General features: G+C 68.4%; 14 protein-coding genes and 2 tRNA genes. 9 read left to right on the forward strand and 7 right to left on the reverse strand.

Features of this window, described 5'->3' with window-relative positions; all coding sequences use genetic code 11:
- Positions 1 to 160: 160 nt before the first annotated feature.
- The gene (locus tag ACLQ2R_RS14525; RefSeq protein ID WP_425960004.1) at positions 161 to 514 is read left to right on the forward strand and encodes a DoxX family protein; all 354 of its coding nucleotides are present in this window, start codon (positions 161 to 163) and stop codon (positions 512 to 514) included.
- Between the two features lie 76 nt (positions 515 to 590).
- On the opposite strand, the gene ACLQ2R_RS14530 is transcribed toward ACLQ2R_RS14525, so the two are convergent.
- A complete protein-coding gene (locus ACLQ2R_RS14530) occupies positions 591 to 896 on the reverse strand; it encodes a hypothetical protein (protein ID WP_425960005.1) in 306 nt (101 codons plus the stop codon).
- Positions 897 to 974: 78 nt separating this feature from the next.
- On the reverse strand, positions 975 to 2,720 hold the full coding sequence (locus tag ACLQ2R_RS14535) for a helix-turn-helix domain-containing protein (protein WP_425960006.1): 1,746 nt from the start codon (positions 2,718 to 2,720) through the stop codon (positions 975 to 977).
- Positions 2,721 to 3,635: 915 nt separating this feature from the next.
- Here ACLQ2R_RS14535 and ACLQ2R_RS14540 point away from each other — a divergent pair.
- Positions 3,636 to 6,326 (forward strand): ricin-type beta-trefoil lectin domain protein, encoded by a 2,691-nt coding sequence (locus ACLQ2R_RS14540; protein ID WP_425960007.1) that lies wholly within the window; start codon positions 3,636 to 3,638, stop codon positions 6,324 to 6,326.
- 202 nt (positions 6,327 to 6,528) lie between these two features.
- Here ACLQ2R_RS14540 and ACLQ2R_RS14545 read toward each other — a convergent pair whose 3' ends face one another.
- Positions 6,529 to 7,905 (reverse strand): hypothetical protein, encoded by a 1,377-nt coding sequence (locus ACLQ2R_RS14545; RefSeq protein ID WP_425960008.1) that lies wholly within the window; start codon positions 7,903 to 7,905, stop codon positions 6,529 to 6,531.
- An 833-nt stretch (positions 7,906 to 8,738) separates the two neighbouring features.
- Between ACLQ2R_RS14545 and ACLQ2R_RS14550 the strand changes: the two genes are divergently transcribed.
- The 6 genes from ACLQ2R_RS14550 to ACLQ2R_RS14575 all read left to right on the forward strand — a co-directional run bounded on the left by ACLQ2R_RS14550 (position 8,739) and on the right by ACLQ2R_RS14575 (position 14,786).
- Positions 8,739 to 10,154, forward strand: coding sequence for a hypothetical protein (locus tag ACLQ2R_RS14550; protein WP_425960009.1), 1,416 nt, complete (start codon positions 8,739 to 8,741; stop codon positions 10,152 to 10,154).
- Positions 10,155 to 10,200: 46 nt separating this feature from the next.
- Positions 10,201 to 10,273, forward strand: a tRNA-Lys gene (locus ACLQ2R_RS14555).
- Between the two features lie 20 nt (positions 10,274 to 10,293).
- Positions 10,294 to 10,368: transfer RNA gene (locus ACLQ2R_RS14560), tRNA-Pro, on the forward strand.
- A 200-nt stretch (positions 10,369 to 10,568) separates the two neighbouring features.
- Entirely contained in the window at positions 10,569 to 11,954 is a 1,386-nt protein-coding gene (locus ACLQ2R_RS14565; RefSeq protein WP_425960010.1) for a hypothetical protein, read from the forward strand.
- A gap of 169 nt (positions 11,955 to 12,123) precedes the next feature.
- Positions 12,124 to 13,548 carry an AAA family ATPase gene (locus ACLQ2R_RS14570; protein WP_425960011.1) on the forward strand — a complete coding sequence of 475 codons (1,425 nt, stop codon included), beginning with the start codon at positions 12,124 to 12,126 and terminating at the stop codon, positions 13,546 to 13,548.
- Positions 13,545 to 14,786 carry a DUF2201 family putative metallopeptidase gene (locus ACLQ2R_RS14575; RefSeq protein WP_425960012.1) on the forward strand — a complete coding sequence of 414 codons (1,242 nt, stop codon included), beginning with the start codon at positions 13,545 to 13,547 and terminating at the stop codon, positions 14,784 to 14,786. The genes ACLQ2R_RS14570 and ACLQ2R_RS14575 overlap by 4 nt, the downstream gene beginning before the upstream one ends.
- Positions 14,787 to 14,950: 164 nt before the next feature.
- Here ACLQ2R_RS14575 and ACLQ2R_RS14580 read toward each other — a convergent pair whose 3' ends face one another.
- From ACLQ2R_RS14580 to ACLQ2R_RS14595, 4 genes are read right to left on the reverse strand one after another with little or no spacing between them, the layout of a single operon-like run.
- Complete coding sequence (locus tag ACLQ2R_RS14580; protein ID WP_425960013.1) at positions 14,951 to 15,106, reverse strand: hypothetical protein; 156 nt, start codon at positions 15,104 to 15,106, stop codon at positions 14,951 to 14,953.
- Complete coding sequence (locus ACLQ2R_RS14585; RefSeq protein WP_425960014.1) at positions 15,093 to 15,944, reverse strand: macro domain-containing protein; 852 nt, start codon at positions 15,942 to 15,944, stop codon at positions 15,093 to 15,095. Before ACLQ2R_RS14585 ends, ACLQ2R_RS14580 begins: the two co-directional genes overlap by 14 nt.
- 8 nt (positions 15,945 to 15,952) lie before the next feature.
- A complete protein-coding gene (locus ACLQ2R_RS14590; protein WP_425960015.1) occupies positions 15,953 to 16,651 on the reverse strand; it encodes a TIR domain-containing protein in 699 nt (232 codons plus the stop codon).
- 7 nt (positions 16,652 to 16,658) lie between these two features.
- Entirely contained in the window at positions 16,659 to 18,302 is a 1,644-nt protein-coding gene (locus tag ACLQ2R_RS14595) for a hypothetical protein (RefSeq protein WP_425960016.1), read from the reverse strand.
- Between the two features lie 789 nt (positions 18,303 to 19,091).
- Between ACLQ2R_RS14595 and ACLQ2R_RS14600 the strand changes: the two genes are divergently transcribed.
- Positions 19,092 to 19,334, forward strand: coding sequence for a hypothetical protein (locus ACLQ2R_RS14600; RefSeq protein ID WP_425960017.1), 243 nt, complete (start codon positions 19,092 to 19,094; stop codon positions 19,332 to 19,334).
- Positions 19,335 to 19,353: the final 19 nt, after the last annotated feature.

Here is a 19,353-nt window from a genome sequence, read left to right on the forward strand (position 1 = left end):
AGAGGGGAAGCCGGCATGCGCACGCGCACGCCGTCCCCTCGCACGTGCTCGGGTGGTCGTCGTACCCCGCGCCGCACGCCGAAGACGCGCGGCGATCGACGACGCACCGGCAGGCGTGCTCGGCGGACGTTCCCGAAGAGAACGACCACAAAGGAGAACCGTGTTCGCCGTCTATGCCACCGTCACCGTCTTCGCCTCGTTGCTGAACGGCAGCGCCGCCGTCGTCTACCTGATCGGCCACGAGTTTCCCAAGTCCCAGCTGGACATGAAGGGCCTGCCGCGGTCGTGGGCCCCGGCGCTGGGCATGGTGCTGGCGGCGGGCTCCCTGGGGCTGCTGGGCGGGTTCGCCATCCCGATGCTGGGGACGCTCGCCGCCTCCGGCCTCGTGGTGTACTTCATCCTCGCGTTCCTCGCGCACCTGCGCGTGGGCTCCCGCACGCTCGCGAACTTGACCGGGTTCCTCGTCACCTCGGTGGCCGCGCTCGCCGTGAACCTGCTGTACCACTGGTGGTGACCCCCGGAGACGGGCTCACCCACCCGGCCGCCGGGTCCCCGGGCGACGCCACGGCCCCTGACCGGAGTACGTGTGGTCAGGGGCCGTGAGTCGCCTTCACCCGCCGCCACCCGGCGGTGAGCCGGTCGGACGGGCCGTCCCGCCTCCCGTGAGCGGCGGTGACACGTCCGGTTCCGTCGACCCGGTGCTCATAGCCGACGTAGCAGTTGACGCCGTCCGACTCGCGGTAGCACTTCGCCGTCTCGATGCCGCTGATCTTGGTGTAGACGTTGGCGGCGACCCTGCGCCACGACCCGTGGAAGTTCAGCCAGCAGTCCTCGTACTGGAGCGTGAACGCGTCGGTGTCGGCCCAGATGTTCCAGCTGCAGGTGTGGCCGTTCACGCTCCGCGTGTCGCAGTTGTTCCCGGGGTTCACCGGATTCCAGACGTCGCCCCCGCCCCAGTCCCAGATGACGAGGACTCAGGACCGGGACTCGACGAGGATCGGCTCTTCGGTGATCGTGATCGTGTCCCCCGGCCGGACGGCCTCCGCGGTGCCGTCCAACCGGCTCACCGCGCGGACGCGAGGGCCGGCCGTGGTCTCGGCCGTTCCGCCGATCGTCCAGCGGATCGTCGCCTCGTGGTGATCCCCGGGCTCGGCGACGGTGAACTCGCACTGCCACACGTTCTCCGGCATGCCGACGGCCGTCCCGTGACCGCACGAACGGCTGGCGGCGTGGATCAGCCACCGCTGCAGCCGTTCCACCGCCAGCGCGGCGTGGGTGGGGACTCCTCCGACCGCCTGCAGGACGATCGGGATCTTGGTGCCGCCCCAGTTGTAGAAGTACATGCGCTCGAGGTTGAGGTTGCGCGCGTACAGGCCGGTGAGGAAGAAGCGCACGGCGTGGTTCCTGGCCCTGGTCTCGTCCAGCGGTCCCTGCAGCCGAATCGAGTAGGTGGTGCCGGTGTTCCACAGCCGGGGATGGATGCCGGCCCGGTGGAACGCCCGGTCGACGGTGGTCACGAGGTGCAGCATGCTTTCCGGCGGGTCGGACGGGGTGCGCTGGTGAAGCTTGATCCCGGCGACGTCACAGTGACCGTACCCGCCGAGCGCGGCGAACCGCTGAAACGCCCGGCGGCCTTCTGCGGTCCACAACTGCCCCATGCCGGGGCATACCAGGGTCGCTTCGGGGTCTGCCGCGCGAATGATCCCGGCGGCCCGGCGCGTCATCTCCACCAGGGTCTCCATGCTGCCCGCGTAGAATCGCCGGTCGTTGCCCAGCACCCACAGCTCGTAGGCCTGGATGCGCCCCGTGTAGCGCTTCACCAGGGCGCTCAGGAACACGTCCCAGTCGTTCAGGTCGTCGGGCGGTGCCGCTCGCGTGCCGTCCGGGTAGGGGGCCAGGGGGCCTGCGGGACTGGCCCACGGGGGAGTGCCGCCCACGACGAACAGTACGGGGAGCCCGGCCTTCTCCGCGCCGCCGACGTGCCGGTCGAGCACCGACCAGTCGAACGTGCCCCGCTCCGGCTGGATCTCCGCCCAGCGTGTCCCGCCGTCCCACAGGCGCACCGCGCCGACCCGGAACGTCGGCATGGCCCCGGTCCCGGTGTTGAGGGTGACACCGAAGAGCGTACGCGGCACCGCCGCCTCGGGCAGGGTCCACGAGGGGCCGCTCACCCACTGCGGCGTCCGCCCGGAGGGCCGCGGCGCGGGCGACGAGCTCGCCGTCAGGACGAACACGCACAGGATCACCAGTCCCACACCGAGGAACGTCGTGTGCCGCACGTCGAAGGACCTGGACCGCCACGGGATCACGCCGCTCGCCGACGGTTCCGGAGTTCCCCCGGCCACCTCCTGGCCCCGTGGGCCCGGTCCCGCGACCTGCCGATCCGGGGCCGGGGTGTTCCCGGTGGCCTCGATCCCGTCGGGATCCGCGGGGGGACGCGACGGCACGAGCCCGGGTGTTCCCGCCGCGTGCTCCGGGGAGGCGATCGCGCGCGTCCAGCGCCGGTACAGCTCCTCCAGCTCGGCCCTGCTCGCCCCGCACGCTCTGGCGACACGCTCCAGCGTTCCGTAGCTGTCCGGCACGATCTCGCCCCGGCAGTAACGGTGCACGGTGGAACGGCTCATGCCGGTGCGGCGTGCCAGTGCCTCGTAGCTGCGGCCACTGCGCCGCTTCAGTTCGGCAAGCAGTTCGGCCAGGTCCTCGGCCGGCGCTCCTCCCATCTCTCATCTCCCTCGATCCGGAATGGTGGAGCATCCTAGGCCGACGAAAAACCTACTGCCTCGCCGCTTCCGGTGCCAGCGACGGTCGCGGGCACGCTCCCTACCCGGTCTGGCGGAGCGGGCGTCCGCCTCCCCTGCGAGGTCGTGGAGATCCTTCGCCCGCGACCGGCGCCGTCGCCGACCGGGCCGGACGGGGACGCGCCGCCCCGAAGGACCGTGGCCCGAGCTGGCCCGAGCTGGCCCGAGCTGGCCCGCGCGGGACCGACGTCCGCCCTTCGCGCGTCGACGGGCGGCCAACGCTTCCTCCGTCGATGAAAGTTTCATCGACGAATATGATTCGTCGCCTCCGATGTGAACGGCGTCGTTCCTCACCCCGTTCGGAGAGCCGGCCGATCCGGCGCGGATCCGGTGTGCCGCGGGCGCCGCGCGGGGGATCGCGCCGGACGGCCGGTGACCGCCGCGGCGACGGGGACATCGGTCCTTGAACTGGCGGATCGGGTCCACGGGCCGCCAGGTCGCACCGCGCGCACGCCCGGCGGGATCCCGGCGGGTCTCGCGAGCGGTTCACCGCGGCGCGGAAAGGTCACCAGGCGTCGCGGTGCCCGGGGGGCGGGGACGTGCCTTTTCCGGCTTCGCCGACTGTTGCGAGACGCCCCTGTTAATGCGACATTACCCCCAGACGTCAGTCGGCATACGTCATACGTTACAGAACGGTAACGACATGTCTGTTATGGACTCATGAGGCGCGTCATGAGAAGACCTCTCACGCCCCGGCGACGGTGACCCGCGTCGGCGCGATGCCGGGACGGCCGGCCACGGCTCCGCCGGCACCGGCGAGTTCTGCCCGGCGAGTTCTGCCACGGCGGGGTGATCGCGCGTGAACACCCTGCTCGGAACCAGCGAAAGGAACAGAGCGTGAAGTCAGTCTCGTCCACTACCGGGAAGGCGTTGGCGGCGCTTGCGGTGCTCGCCGCCGCCGTGCTGCCGGCCGTCGCAGGTAACACCTCGGCCTCGGCGGCGGCCCAGGCGACCTACTACGTCGCCCCCGACGGCGACGACGCCAACCCCGGGACGATCACGTCGCCGTTCAGGACCCTGCAGCGCGCGAGGGACGTCGTCCGCACGGTGAACGCCACCATGACCGACGACATCCAGGTGTACCTCCGCGGGGGCACCTACCCGGTCGGCGGCACGATCGACTTCACGCCGGCCGACTCCGGGACGAACGGGCACCGGGTCATCTACGCCGCGTACCAGAACGAGACGCCGATCCTCAGCGGAGGCGTTCAGGTCACCGGGTGGACGCAGCACAGCGGCAACATCTGGAAGGCCCCGCTGAACCGCGCCAACAAGCTGCGCGCGCTCTACGTCAACGACAAGCGCGCCTACATGGCGTCGAAGACGATCGCGTCGGCGGGGTGCTCCGGGACCTACACCATCACGGCGGGGCAGGCGTCCTGGGCGTGGGAGTCGGGGTCGCAGTGCGCGGGATCGAAATACAGTCTGAACGACTTCCCCGCCATCGCCGGAAATCAGGACGACATCGAGGTGGAGACGGGGACGACCTGGACCACGGCCATCGTGGGAGTCCGGCAGGTCACCAGTGACGGCGCGAACCGCATCGCCCTGTTCCAGCAGCCGGGAGCGGCCATCGCCCAGGGCGCCTTCAACGGGAACGCCCAGGTCGGCGGCAGCCACAAGGTGATGAACGCCTACGAGTTCCTGGACGCGCCGGGCGAGTTCTTCTTCGACAAGACGAGCCGGACGGTCTACTACTACAAGGCGAGCTCCGAGAACATGGCGACCGCGTCGGTCTTCGCACCGAACAACGTGTCCACCGTTCTCAAGGTCGCCGGCACCTCCACGAGCAACCGCGCCCGGAACATCACCTTCTCCGGCCTCACCGTCCAGCACTCCGACTGGAACCTGTTCAACGTGGCCGGCTCGGCGTTCAAGCAGGCCCAGCAGGGCAACCTCGGCGCACAGGTGTACGCCAAGCAGAACTTCCACGCCTACTACTACCGCAACGTCGACATGGCGCCCGGCATCATTCAGATCGACAACGCCGACGGGCTCGTGCTGGAGAGGAACCGGGTACAGCACACCGGCGTCGACGGAATCAACATGGTCAACGACGTGGTGAACACGCAGTTGATCGGGAACCACACGAACGACATCGCCGGATCCGCCATCGCCGTGGGCCATCCCCAGCACGTCTACATCGGCGACCACACCTCGACGAACCGCGAGAAGTATCCCGTCCAGGTCGAGGGGGCGCCCAAGAACATCACGATAAGGAACAACTACCTCTACGACAGTGCCGTGCTGTTCAACGGGCACAGCCCCATCTCGGCGTACTTCGCCGACGGCCTGTCCATCCAGCGCAACCGCATCGAGAAGACCCCGTGGTCCGGCGTGACGCTCGGCTGGGGCTGGTGGAACTTCGACGGATCGTCGGGCTCGATCGCGCCCAACCGGCCGACCACCACGGCGAAGAACAACACCATCAGCCACAACCACTTCATCGACACGGTGCAGCGCCTGAGCGACACGGCCCCCGTCTACACGCTGGGCAGCCAGCCGGGAACCACGATCACCGACAACTACATGCAGGGCGTCCCGTCCGGCCACAAGTACGGACTCCACCCGGACGAGGGCTCGGCGTACATCACCTTCCGCGACAACGTCCTGAGCGTGGACAAGAACATCACCTGGCTCGTCAACTCCGACGACTTCGGGCGCAAGCACGACCTGAGCATCACGCAGACCTACGGTCCCATCAACAAGGTCTCCAACAAGAACCTGCCGAACAGCACGGTCCAGGACATCCTCGTGTCCTCCGACTACGTCTGGCCGTCGCAGGCCTACGGCATCGCCGTGAACTCCGGGCTGGAGGACGCGTACAGGAACATCGTCCCGCAGGGCAATCTCTCCCTGCCGGACCACGTCCTGCCCGCCAGCACGTTCGTCGCCGCCGGTACGACGTCGATTCCCATCCGCAGCGCCGGCGACGCGAGCAAGGCGGTCTGGCTGGCCCCCTCGGGGACGACGTCCTTCACCGCCGGCGCCACGATGACCAGGGCGGGCGGGACCGCGACCACCATCGCCGTCCCGACGACGGCCGGTGAGTACCGCCTCTACGTCGTGGACGCCCAGGGGAACCGGTCGGCCGAGTCGAAGTCCCTCGTCAGGCAGGGCAACGGCGGAGGCAACCAGCAGAACGGCACGATCGTGGGCGGCCAGTCCGGCCGGTGCGTGGACGTCACCGGCGCCGCGGCGACCAACGGCGCCCAGGCACAGCTGTGGGACTGCAACGGCGGCACCAACCAGCGGTGGACGTACACCTCGGGCAAGCAGTTGCAGGTGTTCGGCAACAAGTGCCTGGACGCCTCCGGCCAGGGCACCGCGAACGGCACCCAGGTGGTGATCTGGGACTGCAACGGGCAGGCCAACCAGCAGTGGAACCTCACCTCCAACGGCACCGTCACCGGTGTGCAGTCCGGATTGTGCCTGGACGCCTTCGGCGGCGGCACCGCCAACGGCACGAAGATCATTCTGTGGTCGTGCAACAGCGGCACGAACCAGCGGTGGACCCTGCGCAACTGACGTGAGGTCCCGCGGGTCACGGACGGTCGAACACGCACCGTCCGCGGCCCGCCCGCCGGGGCCAGGAGGCCGCTCGGCGACCTGCCCGGCCCCGCGCTCACGGCAGGGCCCCACCGAGCCGGCGACCGGGCCGGGCCGGTGTCTCCGGCCCGGAGCGGTCTGCCCGCCTGCTCGGCGAGGGTCCGGCGACGTGTGAGGGGGCTCAGGTGGGGAGCAGGGCCAGCAGGTTGGCGGGGAAGTGCGCGAAGTCGTCGGGGCGGATGGCGCGCAGGACGGTCGCGGCGAGCACCGGGTCGCGCTGGATCATGAGGGTCGCGGTGTCCGGCCGGCTGAAGAACTGCACGGTCATGGACAGCAGCTCGGTGTCACCGGAGGAGTAGACCTTGGCGGGATAGTACTTCCCGACTCTCTGCTGGTTCGACTGCGCGTAGTACGCCTCGAACGCCGGCATGGCACTGACGTCGAAGGCGGGTTCGGGCTTGTCCGCGTTGGGATAGATGTTGACGAGCTGGGGGCCGACCATGCGCATCCTGAGGATCTGCTGCAGGCGCATCCACTCGATCACGGGAAGGTAGAACTCGACCTGGTGCCCGATCTCGTGCACCACCGTCGAGACCTCGTCCATCACCGAGAGGCGCACCTTGTTGCCCACGCGCGCGGCGTTCGCCCGGTACTGCGTCACCCGGGTGCCGATCCAGAAACGACCGGGCTCGACGGTGTCCTCGGTGACCTCGATGTTCGACACGTGCTCCTCGGGGGGCCTGCGCGACGGCTGCACGAGGGCGGCGTAGACGAGCATGCCCGTCGGGGCGTCCTTGTAGAACCGCTCGACGTGTTTGCCGAAGTGCTTCTGGGTCTTGCACGCGTCGGTGACCCTGATGTTGGGCAGGGTGCCGCCCTGGGCGCCGGAGCCGACGGCGAGCTTGCCGGCGTACATGGCCTGGACCACCCTGAGGCCCTCCAGCGCCTGGACCAGCGCGGTTCTGTCGGCCGGGGTGGGATCGCCGGGCGTGTTCACCGCGTTGAGGACCTGGTCGGCGGCCTCCACCAGGGGATCCTTGATCGAGCCCGGGGCGTGGTTCTGGATGAGGAGCTTCAGGTCGGCGGGGACGTCCGCGTGGTTGAGGTAGAGCCGCCGCTCGCACACGGCGACGTAGGGGTCGACGCGCGCGCGTACCGCCGCGTTCACCCGCGCGTGTTCGGCGTCGTCGGCGACGATGGTGTTGGCCGTCGTGTAGGAGCTGGTCGCCCTGATGGCGACCATGGACACGTAGGACACGACCGAGGAGCCGCCGACCATGGGCGAGCACGCGTGCATCGCCGCGTCGACGTGGTTGTTCAGGACGGCCAGCGCGGGCGCGGCGAGCGTGTCGAGCTGGGGGTCGGGAACCGCCGCGAGGAAGTCCGCGACCGCGGCGGCGCACACCGCGTTCTGCGTGATCCCGGCCTCCTTGACGTGCTCCTCCAGGCGCGCCAGCAGCAGCTGGAAGACGGTCGGCGCGACCGCGCCGGGGGTGCAGTTCGCGGTGGAACGGTCCCCGCGCATGCCGCTGTCGGGGGAAGGTTGAGCGGGAAACATGGTGGGCCCTTTCGGGAGAGGTGCGGTGGCGAACCGTGGATCAGATCATCGCTGAATGAGAGTGATATTTCAGCGGAAAAGATGACGTGCGAAGCTTAGACCGGCCGGGTCCGCCCGGCAATTCGCCCTCGCAACATGTCCGCATTCGGACATTTAGCCGGAAAATTGAATTTGATCCCGCCTTAAAGCTTTGAGGCGGGATCATTCTATTTTTCGGGTGATGTACTCCGGGCCGCTTCGTCCTCACCTCCGGCACCGGAGGCGCCCCGAACGGGGTCTCCTGCGGCGTGTCCTGCCGGCGGCCATGATCGATTTCCGCTCCGACGACGTCCTTTCCGCCTCCGGCGGGACCGTGGCCCGCGCACGCCGCGGTGCGGGTGCCGGTCCGGTTCGAGTGTCGGCGGGGGCTTCGCGTGCGCCCTCGGAAGAAGGGTGATTTGTCGTTTTGTGCTATATGTTCGAAATAGCATATTTTGCAATCATCTTTGCGGGTCACCGCAACCCGCCGTTCGAAATGCGGGGAGGACCGAGTGCGGTCTACGCCGTTGGCGGACTTATCTGTGTTTTGCGAATTCACCGAGGTATCTGCAAACCGATGGGGCGAGGCGGCTGTCCTCTGGTGACATGTCCGGAGCGGCACCGGCCGGCTCACACGACGGGGGGGCGGGCTGAGCCGGGTCGCGTGTCCGGTCGGCGTGCCCCGAGGGCGCATCGGGGGCACATGGCGTTGGAGGGCGGGGAGGCTCGGGTCCTCGTCCTCGTCCCGGTGCGCCGCGGCCGGCGACCGGATAATCCGGTCGAAATGGGCCATGACCAACCGGAATGATGACCGCATGACGTTTCGCGATGACCGTACCCGACCGCCCCGCCGGAAGATCCTGGTCGAGTTGCACGCCTCGCTCGACCGCCGGTACCGGCCCGAGGACATCGCTGATCTGGTGCTCCAGGCACTGGACGGGCGTCTGTCGCGGCGGGAGCGCGTGGTGCTGGACCGCGCGGCCAGGCACGCCTCGCGCCGGCAGGGCGGGTTCTCCTCGATGTCCACCGACTACGCCCGTCCGGTCGGCGGAGCGCGGCAGGTCGCGGTGGCCACCCGGCTGTTCGAACGGGCGGTGGAGGTCGATCCCGAGGACCCGGAATCGCTGCTGGAGTTCGCGGCGACCATGGGCCGCGAGATCGGGTGGACGCCCGGGCGCACCGACTTCCTGGCCGACCGGCTGAACCGGGAGGCCCGGGACGCCGCGGGTGTGGACGTGTCCAAGCGGCAGTACAACCGCCGCTTCCGGATGTTGCGCAGGCTCGCCGCCAAGGCGGACACGCTCGGCGCCGAACACGACAAGCGGCGCCTGCTCATGGCGGGCGTCACCGGCTTCGGGGCGGACATCGCGCCGGAGCGGTTCGCCGCGGACGCCGACGCGGCGTGCTTCGTGGCGTACTACACCGCGCGGCGCAAGGTACGCCGGGAGTTCAGCCTGTCGGGACGGGAGAACCCGTTCGATGAGATCGCTTCCCTGCTGCTCGACCGGTGCAGGGCCGGCAGTGACTGGTGGATGATCGCGCAGGTGCGGGCCGCCCCCGACGTCCTGGGACACCTGACCGAACAGGAACGGGGACGGCTGCTCGGCCAGTGGTCGGCGGTCATGCGGCACAGCGCGGAACTGCTGCGCGGCCGCTGGAACCCGCACACCGAACGCACGACGATGATCGTCAAGCGTGGCGACGACTCCACCACCTGGAACAACCTGGCGGTCGCCTACAACACGGCCCGCGCGGGCTGGCTGGCCTGCCTGGCCTCGCTGAACGCACTCGACCTGCTGGACGTGGCGTGCCCGGGCAAGGCGATGCGGCTGATGGCCGCCGACCTGGTCAACTGGCACAGCGGCAGCGGCGGTGGCGTCGATCCGAACACGGCGGTGTGGGCGGCGCTGCCGCCGCCGTGGGAGGTCCTGGACGGGAGCGCGATCTGCTCCCGCGCCGACGTCGAGGCGGCATGCCGTACGGCGCAGCTGGACCCGGAGCGGTCGGGCTGGACCATGCCCGCGCCCGCGCGCGGGGTGGCGGTGTTCCGGCCGACGCCCGAACTGGTGCACGGAGTGAGCATCGCCGACCCGGTCTGGGCCGCCCTGCTCCGGCGGGCGGGGGTGTTCAGCGGCAAGCACGTCAAGCCCGAGATGATCGCCGATGCCCACCGGGGGCTGGCCTCCGGGGTGGTCGCCGGCGACCTGCCCGCCCGGAATCGTGACCGTTAATGCTGTGGCGCCCACCAGGCGGCGTCGAGGAGAATGAGGACCGCGGCCCGCTGTAGTTCAGTGGTAGAACGCCTGGCTCTTCATCCAGGTGGGCGCCGGTTCGAGCCCGGCCGGCGGGGCCGTACGTCATGGGCGTGATCTCGTTGTAGCTCAGTGGTAGAGCTCCCGGCTCGGGACCGGGTGGGCGCCGGTTCGAGCCCGGTCGACGAGGCCACCGCTCAGCGGTTCTCCGCGCGGGGCGGGGAGGTGATGAGCGGCCGCTCATGCCCCGCCCCCCCGCCCCACGCGCGACCGGCACCACCGTGAGGCCCGGTTTTTCGTACGTGGCGGATCCGGCTCGGGAAGTTGTACGCTGATCGCGATGAACATCTACTTCAGCAGATTGGGGGCCCCGTTCCAGCAAGGTGAGTGCTGATGCGCTCCTTGACCGTGAACGAGGATTCCCGCCTTTCCCTCTGGCTGCACGTGCGCGAGTTCGCCGTGCCGCCCCCCATGATCGAGTCCGCGACCGCCCGCCGCCTCAGCGGTGACTGGGCGGGAGCGTGTGCCGCGGCACACGTCGACGTCGATCTCGACCTGCGCTCCGCCGCTCGCGCCCACGGCGGAGAACTCGCCTCCCGCGTCCGGGACGATCTGCGCCGTCTGGCTCCCGACCTGCTGCGCTGGCACATGCCGAGGATCGCCCCCGACGGCCTGCTGCGACCGGGCCTGACCGTCTCCCTGGCCCGGTACCGTCCGGCGTCGCACGGGGGCGGCGGCACGGTGCACCTCGTGGCCCGGACCCCACCGGCCTGGGCGGACGCCGGTCAGCGGATCAGCCTGGCCCTGTGGGACGGGTCCCGGTCCGGGGCCGGCGCGCACCCGCACCCCCGCCCTCACCGGTGCTTCCGCCTCGACCTGCACCGCCACCTGTGGGACGCCCGCAGGGTCGGTGAGCTGCGGGTCCGCTCAGGGGCGGACCGGCCGCCCGCCGACGGCCGCCCTCCTGCCGGCCTCGGCGTACCGCTGGAGCGCGGCTGCGCCGTGGACCGGTGGGCGGCCGAGGCGCGGACACTCCTGCGGGAGGAGGGGCTGACCGGCGGTGCCGTCGCCGTGCGGCTCGGGGGACGGCGCCGGCTGGTGCTGGAGCCGGAAGCCGACGGGGACACCCGCGGACTCCCGGCGTCACGGATCACGGCGGCCCCCGCGAGGGGCGGCGGACGCGCGCTGCCGGTGCTGCCCGACGCGGCGACATGGGTGCTCCCCGACCTGGCGCTGCTTCGCGCCGGGCTGATCGAGGCTGACCGGCTGCACCCGCTCGTCGCGTCGGCGCTCGTGCCGGGCCGTCCACCGGGCGGTGCCTCGCGGCTCCCCGGCGGCACGGCCGGCCGGCGCCTGGTCGAGTGCCGGGGCGCCCGGCACCGGATCGGTCTCGTGGACGGCGTGCTCGTCGCGCTGGACCACGATCCGGCGGAGATCCGTCGCGAGAAGCTGCTGGCCGCGCTGACCGGCACCCCGCTGCCCTGCCTGCGGGTGATCGACGAGGAGCACCGTGACCCGGAGTCCCTCGCCGACGTCCGCGCACGCCTGGACCACGGCGACGCCACCGGCGCCCTGACCGTCGTCGAGGATCTCCTCGATTCCGGCGCACCGCTGCCTGCGGGCACCCTGCGGGACGAGCTGGAGACGGCGGCACTGCGGCGGATCGCGTACGGGCTGTTCCGGGCCGGGCTGGCCGAGGCCGGGCAGGGGCCGGCCCCCCGGCCCGACCGCCGTCCCAGCGGCAGCCGCGCACGTCCGCGTCACACGATGTTCCGCTGATCCGCGGGTTCCGCCGATCCGCGAGCCCTGTCGATCCGCGAGTTCCACCGATCCGCGAGCCCTGTCGATCCGCGGGTCCCATGATCCGCGGGTTCCGCCCTCCTCGTGTCGTCTCATCGCGTTCCTGTCATGACGTCATCCTGCTCGACCAGACCTCGAAGGTGATCCAATGCCCGCATCCGTCCTGCCCGCGTCTCCGTCCACCGCCCTCCTGCCCGCATCCCCGCCCGCTCCCACCCCGCCCGCTCCTACCCCGCTCACTTCCACCCCGTCGGCGACGACCGTGCCCGTGACCACCCCGCCCGTGACCACCCCGCCCGTGACCACCCCGCCCGTGACCACCGTGCCCCCGTCCGCGGCCGCCGCGTCCTCCGGCCCGGCCCATGCCTCCAGGCTGGACGTCGCCGCCGATCTGCTCGCCCTGCTCCGCGACACGGACACGGAGCCGCGCGCCGACACGCAGCTGGAGGCGCTGACCCTGGCCGTGGCGGCCGACCTGCCGGTGCTGCTGTGGGGAGAGCCGGGGATCGGCAAGACCGCGGCCCTGGAGCAGCTCGCCGCGACCCTCGACCTGCCGCTGACCACGGTGATCGCCAGCGTGCACGAACCGTCGGACTTCTCCGGCCTGCCCGTGGTCGGTGACGACCCCGCGGTCCAGGGCGTCCCGATGGCCCCGCCGGACTGGGCCGTACGCCTGGCCGGGACGGGCCGTGGGCTGCTCTTCCTGGACGAGCTGTCCACGGCGCCGCCGGCCGTCCAGGCCGCCCTGCTCCGCCTCGTGCTGGAGCGGCGGGTCGGCGCCCTGCGGCTCCCGCCCGGGGTCCGGATCGTGGCGGCCGCCAACCCGCGCTCCTCCGCGGCCGACGGCTGGGAGCTGAGCGCGCCCCTGGCCAACCGGTTCGTCCACCTGCAGTGGGTACACGACCACGACGTCGTGGTACGCGGCCTCGGCGGGACCTGGCCGCGGGCGTCGCTGCCACGGCTCGACCCCGCTCGGTTGCCGGAGGCCGTGACGTTCGCCCGCCGCGCGGTGTGCGGGCTGCTGGCCGCCCGCCCCGCCCTCGTGCACCGGTTGCCGGGCAACGAGGTCCGCCGGGGCGGCGCATGGCCCTCGCCCCGCAGCTGGGAGATGGCGCTGCGCCTGACCGCCTTCGCCACCGCGGCGAACACGTCCCGGGAGGTGCTGTCCATGCTGGTCCGGGGCGCGGTGGGGGACGGCCCGGGGCTGGAACTGCTGGCCGGCCTGGACCGGATGGATCTCCCCGACCCCGAGACGCTGCTGGCCGATCCTGCGGCGGCCGGCCTTCCGGAGCGGGGCGACCTGCGTCAGGCCGTGCTCGACGGCGTCGTGGAGGCCGTGCGGAAGCGGCCGGAGAAGGCACGCTGGGACGCGGCGTGGGCGGTGCTGGTCCGAGCCCTGGAGACCGGGGCCCCGGACCTGGTGGTCGTACCCGCGAGCACGCTCGCCGCGCTGCGCCGCGAGGACTGGGACGTCCCGGCGTCGATCGAGAGGCTTGCCGGGGTGGTGTCGCTGGGCGGGCGCGCGGACAGGGCCGCGGCGCGGGCCGCGGCCGTCGCGGGGCCGGGCCGATGACGCCCGGCGCGGGGGGAACCCTGGATCTGGAGAAGCTCTTCGCCGCCCGGCTGCTCGCGGCGCGGGCCCGGCCCTACCTGGCGACGGCGCTGTTCGCGCTGCACACGGTCGAGTCGCGGCTCGTGCCGACGATGGCCGTGGACCGGCACTGGCGGTGCTACGTCTCGCCGGTGTTCGTCGCCCGGACCCCGGTGGAGGAGCTGGCGGGGGTGTGGGTGCACGAGGTCTCCCACCTGCTGCGCGACCATCACGGGCGCAGCGACCGGGTCGCGGCGGAGCGGGGACTGACCGGGCCGGGGGAGCGGCTGCGGATGAACATCGCCGCGGACCTCGAGATCAACGACGACGTGTACGGGAACGGCCTGGTCCGGCCCGAAGATGCCGTCGAACCGGGAAGCCTCGGGTTGCCCGAGGGGAAGCTCATGGAGGACTACCTGCGCCGGTTCCGGCTCGGGCCGTACACCCAGGGCCTGGTCTGGCTGGACTGCGGCAGCGGCGCCGACGGGCTGGAGCGGGAGTGGGAGCTCGGGCCGGACGGCGCGAACGGGCTCGGCCCGCAGGAACGGGACGCGGTCCGGTTCCGGGTGGCGGAAGGCATCACCGCCCGCCCCGGGAACGCCCCGAAGGGGTGGCGGCGGTGGGCGGAGGAGGCGTTCCACCCGCCGCAGCCGTGGCGGGACCTGCTCGGCGCGGCGCTCCGCTCGGCGGTCTCGGGGCCGGGCGCGGGGGAGGACTACGTCTACGGCCGGCCGTCGCGGCGGTCCGCCGGCCTGCCCGGCGTCGTCCTGCCGAGCCTGCGGCGCAGACCGCCCCGGGTCTGCGTGGTCATCGACACCTCGGGATCGGTCAGCGACGCCGAACTGGGCAGCGCGCTCCTGGAGGTCGCCGCGATCGTCCGGGCCGTGGGCGGCCGGCGCGACCTGGTCGGGGTGCTGTCGTGCGACGCGGCGGCCCAGGTCGTGGACCCGCTGTGCCGCGCCGAGGGAATCTCGCTGGTGGGCGGCGGCGGGACGGACCTGCGTACGGGCTTCGCCGCGGCGCTGCGGGCGAGGCCGCGGCCGGACGTCGTCGTGATCCTGACCGACGGTCAGACCCCCTGGCCGCACGAGCGGCCACCGTGCCGGACGGTGGTGGGACTGTTCCCGCGCGAGAGCTCGTCCGGATCGTGGGACGAGGAGGATCCCGGCTACGTGCCGGACACCCCGCCCGAATGGGCGCGGGTGGTCGCCATCGGCTGACCGTACCGGGCGGTCGAAGGCCGGTCGGCGGATCGGCGTGAGCCCCGGCGGCCGGCGACCAGGAACGGCGCCGCCCGGGCCGGGACGACGACGGTCCGGGCGGCGCGACGGGACCCGCGGCCTGCCGCGTCGCGGGATCCGGTGCGCGGGCATTCTCGTTCCCGTCATCGGGCGGAGTCGACGGTCGCGGGACGCCAGGCCAGCCAGCCGCGGCACAGCACGTAGGCCGACGCGACGACCGCGACCAGCGCGACGTCGATGACGGCGGAGATCCGGCCGGCCGCATGACTGTGGCCGTCTTCTCTGCTACAAAGCCGCAAGAAAAGCCTGCATCTCCAACAGGTCTACCTTTTCTGCATCTTCGGGTCGAATAACAACAGTAAGTTTACGGCATATCGGCTGGGTGCGTGAGTGAGCAATGAATGACAAGATGATCACCTTCAGCAGGTTTTCGCGATCGAGCGAATGCACCCTGGCCAGCTCGGCCCCCATGACTGGAATCGCCACTTTGCTCAGCTGACCTCTCTGGCCGATCACCTTCCAGAGTTGTCCGAAGCTTACCCAGAGGTCGTTCATGGATGATTGCGCTGTCAATTCGTTGTTCAATCTACTGTAGGCGACACAGTAAATCTTCTGCTGCGGTGAGCCGATTACGGCGATGGTTCCTATGGGGTAACGTCTTAGTTTGCCTTTGAGTTTGGTGGCTCTGGTCTCCGTCTCAAGTGGCTCAACACCCGAAAGAGCCTTGTCCAGTTCCCTGTCGAGACGGCAACGATCCTCTCCGTAGGTTTGGCGTAGTAATTGCCCCTGTAAGCTGGACTCATTGATTATGTAGTTATCCGTGGTATCAGTGTCGAAGGTGTCGCTGAATCCCACCACGAGATCTGCCTCCTCATTGAATATGTCCCCTATTCGAATGACGATGGTCAGGTCCGGATGAGTGAACTCACGCATTGCCCGACTGCGCGGATAAGATCGCACAAAAGCCCAGATAATGCAGATGGCCAACGAGACACCTGTCATCAGTCCAGGATAAGCGAACCGTAGGCCGAAGACCTGGCCGGCGAACTGAACTATGGCGGAGATCAAGCCGAAAGCGATAAGAAACTGTGAGGCCAGGAGAGTGCGCCCTCGGGAGGTGCGCAGGAGAAGTCGCATGCTGTACATCATCGCTGGGAGCCGTCTCCATCGATGGGGCGGCGGGTGTACGCACTGAGATCGCGAAAATGTTCGTTGTCTGCGAAGTCGACTCCAGTGTCGTTCATCACGCAACCGGTTGTCTCAAGTCGCTGTCGGAGTTTCAGTACACTCTCGATAGAGCCGTCGAACGCGATGTAGTTGCGTCCTCCTGTGTCAGAAAAGGGTCGTAACTGGCCCAACTGCACGAGCACGGTTCGTTCAGGGCTGATCCCAAAAGCCATTCCTGCCTCGAACAAAACGTTCGGCCGGGCTTGACACTGCATTTCGCGATCGAATTGATTCTCATGAAGTGAAGGATGAAGGCGGACGATGTCGTCCGGAGTCAACAGCACCACCACAGCCTGCACCATGGTGAAAGCGTGGCGAACAACATCCCCCAGATAGGGGCTGCCGGATCCTGTATCTCGTACAATCGACTCCCACTCAAGAGGGTGGAGGCCCATCCTGCGTAATAAGTCAAAAATGCTCTTCCTTGCCTGTGAGTCCCGACCGTGAACAACGAAGACGGCTCGCTCATTCACGCCGGGGTTCGTCGATCCTCGTCGAGAGCCCTGCTCTGGCGTGGGTTCGTAGCCATAGGTTGTCGCTCTGGCATTTGGGCCGGCTGCCATACTGTTCGCGTTAACCTGTCCTCCGCTGATTTGAATGCCATGGTTATGATTCATGCCCGCCTCATTTTTTCGCTGACCCGCCATTGTTTTTCGCTGTGCTTTGCCCCTGGGTGTACGTCGTCGCCTGTGCTCCGTTTCCTGCGGCGATGCTCTCTGCGGTGATCGAACTGTTGCCGGTCACCAGCACGCCGTTATTGAGGATTGTGGTCTGCCTCTGTATGAGCTCTCCTGTGTCGATGCCATGATCGTCCAGGAACTTGACCAAAGAGTCGAAAATTCGCTGCTCGACGACCTTGGTGTACATCTCGCTGTCCAGCTTCTGGAAATAGCGCTGATAGCGTGAATCACTGGCCCACTCTCGAATGCTGTAGAAAGCTCCGTGATCGAAATTGCGGTCGGAGATATTCCCGTTTAATTTCGCGAGCGCCCTGCGATCATCCCTGAACTCTGCAACGTGAGTGAAGCCCGAGAGTAGGCCGGTGACGATTCTTATACTTCGCAGGACTAGCCAGGCGTATTCTCTGAATGTCGACACCTGTGATGTCGTATCGTACTTGTGAAACGGGGTGCGAAGTGGGGTGAGAATCGAATGACTGGCTTCGATGAAAAGGTTCTGTTTGACCATGACGAATCGGAGAAAAATTGTGAGCGCCAGCTCACCGTCCCATCCGAGCAGACGTGCGACTATATAAGGACGGGCCCTCATGTCGGGCTTCGACAGAACATCCTGGAATTTCTCTTCGTCAACTTTCGGGCGGGGGCGACCATTGTGGTCAATGAAAATGTGATCCTTCCACGCATCGCGACCGCTGACGAAAACTCTGTCCTCCACGGTCAGGCCAAGCCATTCAAGCGACTCCACCTGGCTCTTCACGTAATCCCGTATATCGTGAACTTCAAACGGTTTGGGATCTCCACCATGACTTGCGGGCTTCTTTATGTCGATTGCGAACGACCAGCCTCCTATGGCTTTTCCGTATCCGCGAAAAGGCTTGAATCCTTGGTATATCGTCACGTTTCCTGCGGCCAGCTCGGAGATCTCGTCGAGGCGTTTACGCAGGAGAGGGTTCCGGGGTTCCGGTGCGGAATTCTCTGAGAACCCATCTCGGCTGAGCGCTCCCGTCATCACACGGTTGTAGGCCAGTTCGGAGAGGAAGGTAACAAGCGAAGATGTTGCGATCATGATGCCCAGGGCCCACGGTAGAAGAACGAGTGGTTCTGTGGACAACGTGGATGCGGCTACCGCAATGCAGCCGAGGATCGTGACCATTGCGGGAAGATTGACGGTCGTCAACACGATATCGCGCAAAGCCCATCGCCGCCGCGCTTCGCAGGCGTGCTTGAGAACGGCCATGACATCGAGTCCAGGAGACATGGCGATGCTACGGCGTGGTTGCCGGATGATATGTGCGAAGAGTTGTTTAACAAAAAGGGGGTCGGTCTGTGCTGCGCAGCACAAATAGCGTGTCACCTGGTCGTCCGCCTTGGCCACGTCCACAACGGGAACAGGCGGAACAAGGCCATCCGCCATGGGCTGTTCCGTCAGGAGGCCTGAAGCGCCCTGGCCGTTCCGTGCTACCTGCAGACAATCGGCGCAGGCGCTTTCGTCTGTCGCTTGTGCTGGGCAATCGGCACAGCGCATCCCGTCGCCCTTCCCTCTTTCGAAGATGAAAGATCTTGGAGTTTTACCTGGTTCAGCGGTCATCGAAGGCCCTGGGGTTGGCACTCATGCCTCTATACACTCTTGCGGCGGTGACGGCCAGTCCTATGGCTGGACATCTCGAATTTCGGTTGTAGATATCTGTGTCCGAAATATGGTGCCGTAATCACCTGCCTAGTCTTCGACTCTGTATCGGCCTTGAGGGTCAGGCCGGTTCGAGTGGCCGACGGTTGCGGGAAGATGGAATCATCGCTCTCTCGATCGCACGGAAGGAGGGGTAACGTCGGCCACATCTCTCCATCGTTGCCGATGCGCCATCCAACCTTCCTGTCTTTCAGACAGAGGATCGAAGGTGGCAAGAGGTCGGAAAGTTCCTCGAGGCCGACGACAAGATGAGACGTGGCGGCCAAACAGGAAGGAGCGATTCTTGATCGACAGGGCGGGCTGACATGCTCATTCAATGACTCGCCGGCCTCGGGGAGTCTCTTATGGCTGCTTGTCTCTGTGGCGGCCGTGTCTTCCCGGACTCGCCTGCCGTGAAGGCAGGCGGAAACGGTGACGATGTTTCCGTCCTTTTTGTCGACCGTGTGAATCCGCTTTCATGTCCCACAGACCGCAGACTCATAGCGGAGACCCGTCCTGCCACGCCGGTCCTGCTCGTAGCGGATCAGCATTCGGCGGCAGCGACCGCAGTCGTCACCGAGTTGCCGCAGCCCCAGGCTCGGAGCGCGGTCGCGGGCCGGCGATCGTCGCGGCCTACGCCGACCGCTGGGGCGTCGAGTCCGCACCGCAGGGCAAGACCGTCTGGTTCGTCTGCGTGGAACCGGGGTCCCGGTGAGCGGCTCGCTGTCCGTCCTGGGCATGCCGGACGACGTGCGCGTCTGCGTACGCTGCGGTGCCTGCATCGTCACGCTGGCCGCCGCCGTACGCGTGATCTGGGCCGATCTCGTGGACGACGCGATCCCGGCCGAGGTCGTCGAGCAGATCACCGCACCCGTCACCGATGTCTGGGTGGACGTGTCGTGCGACCCGTCGTGCCCGCCGGGCGATCACGAGCCGTACGGTGACCGGCCGTGATGTCACCCCCGCGCCGGAA

Origin of the sequence: Streptosporangium sp. DT93 (assembly GCF_049844535.1) — a bacterium.
Classification (GTDB): Bacteria; Actinomycetota; Actinomycetes; order Streptosporangiales; family Streptosporangiaceae; genus Streptosporangium.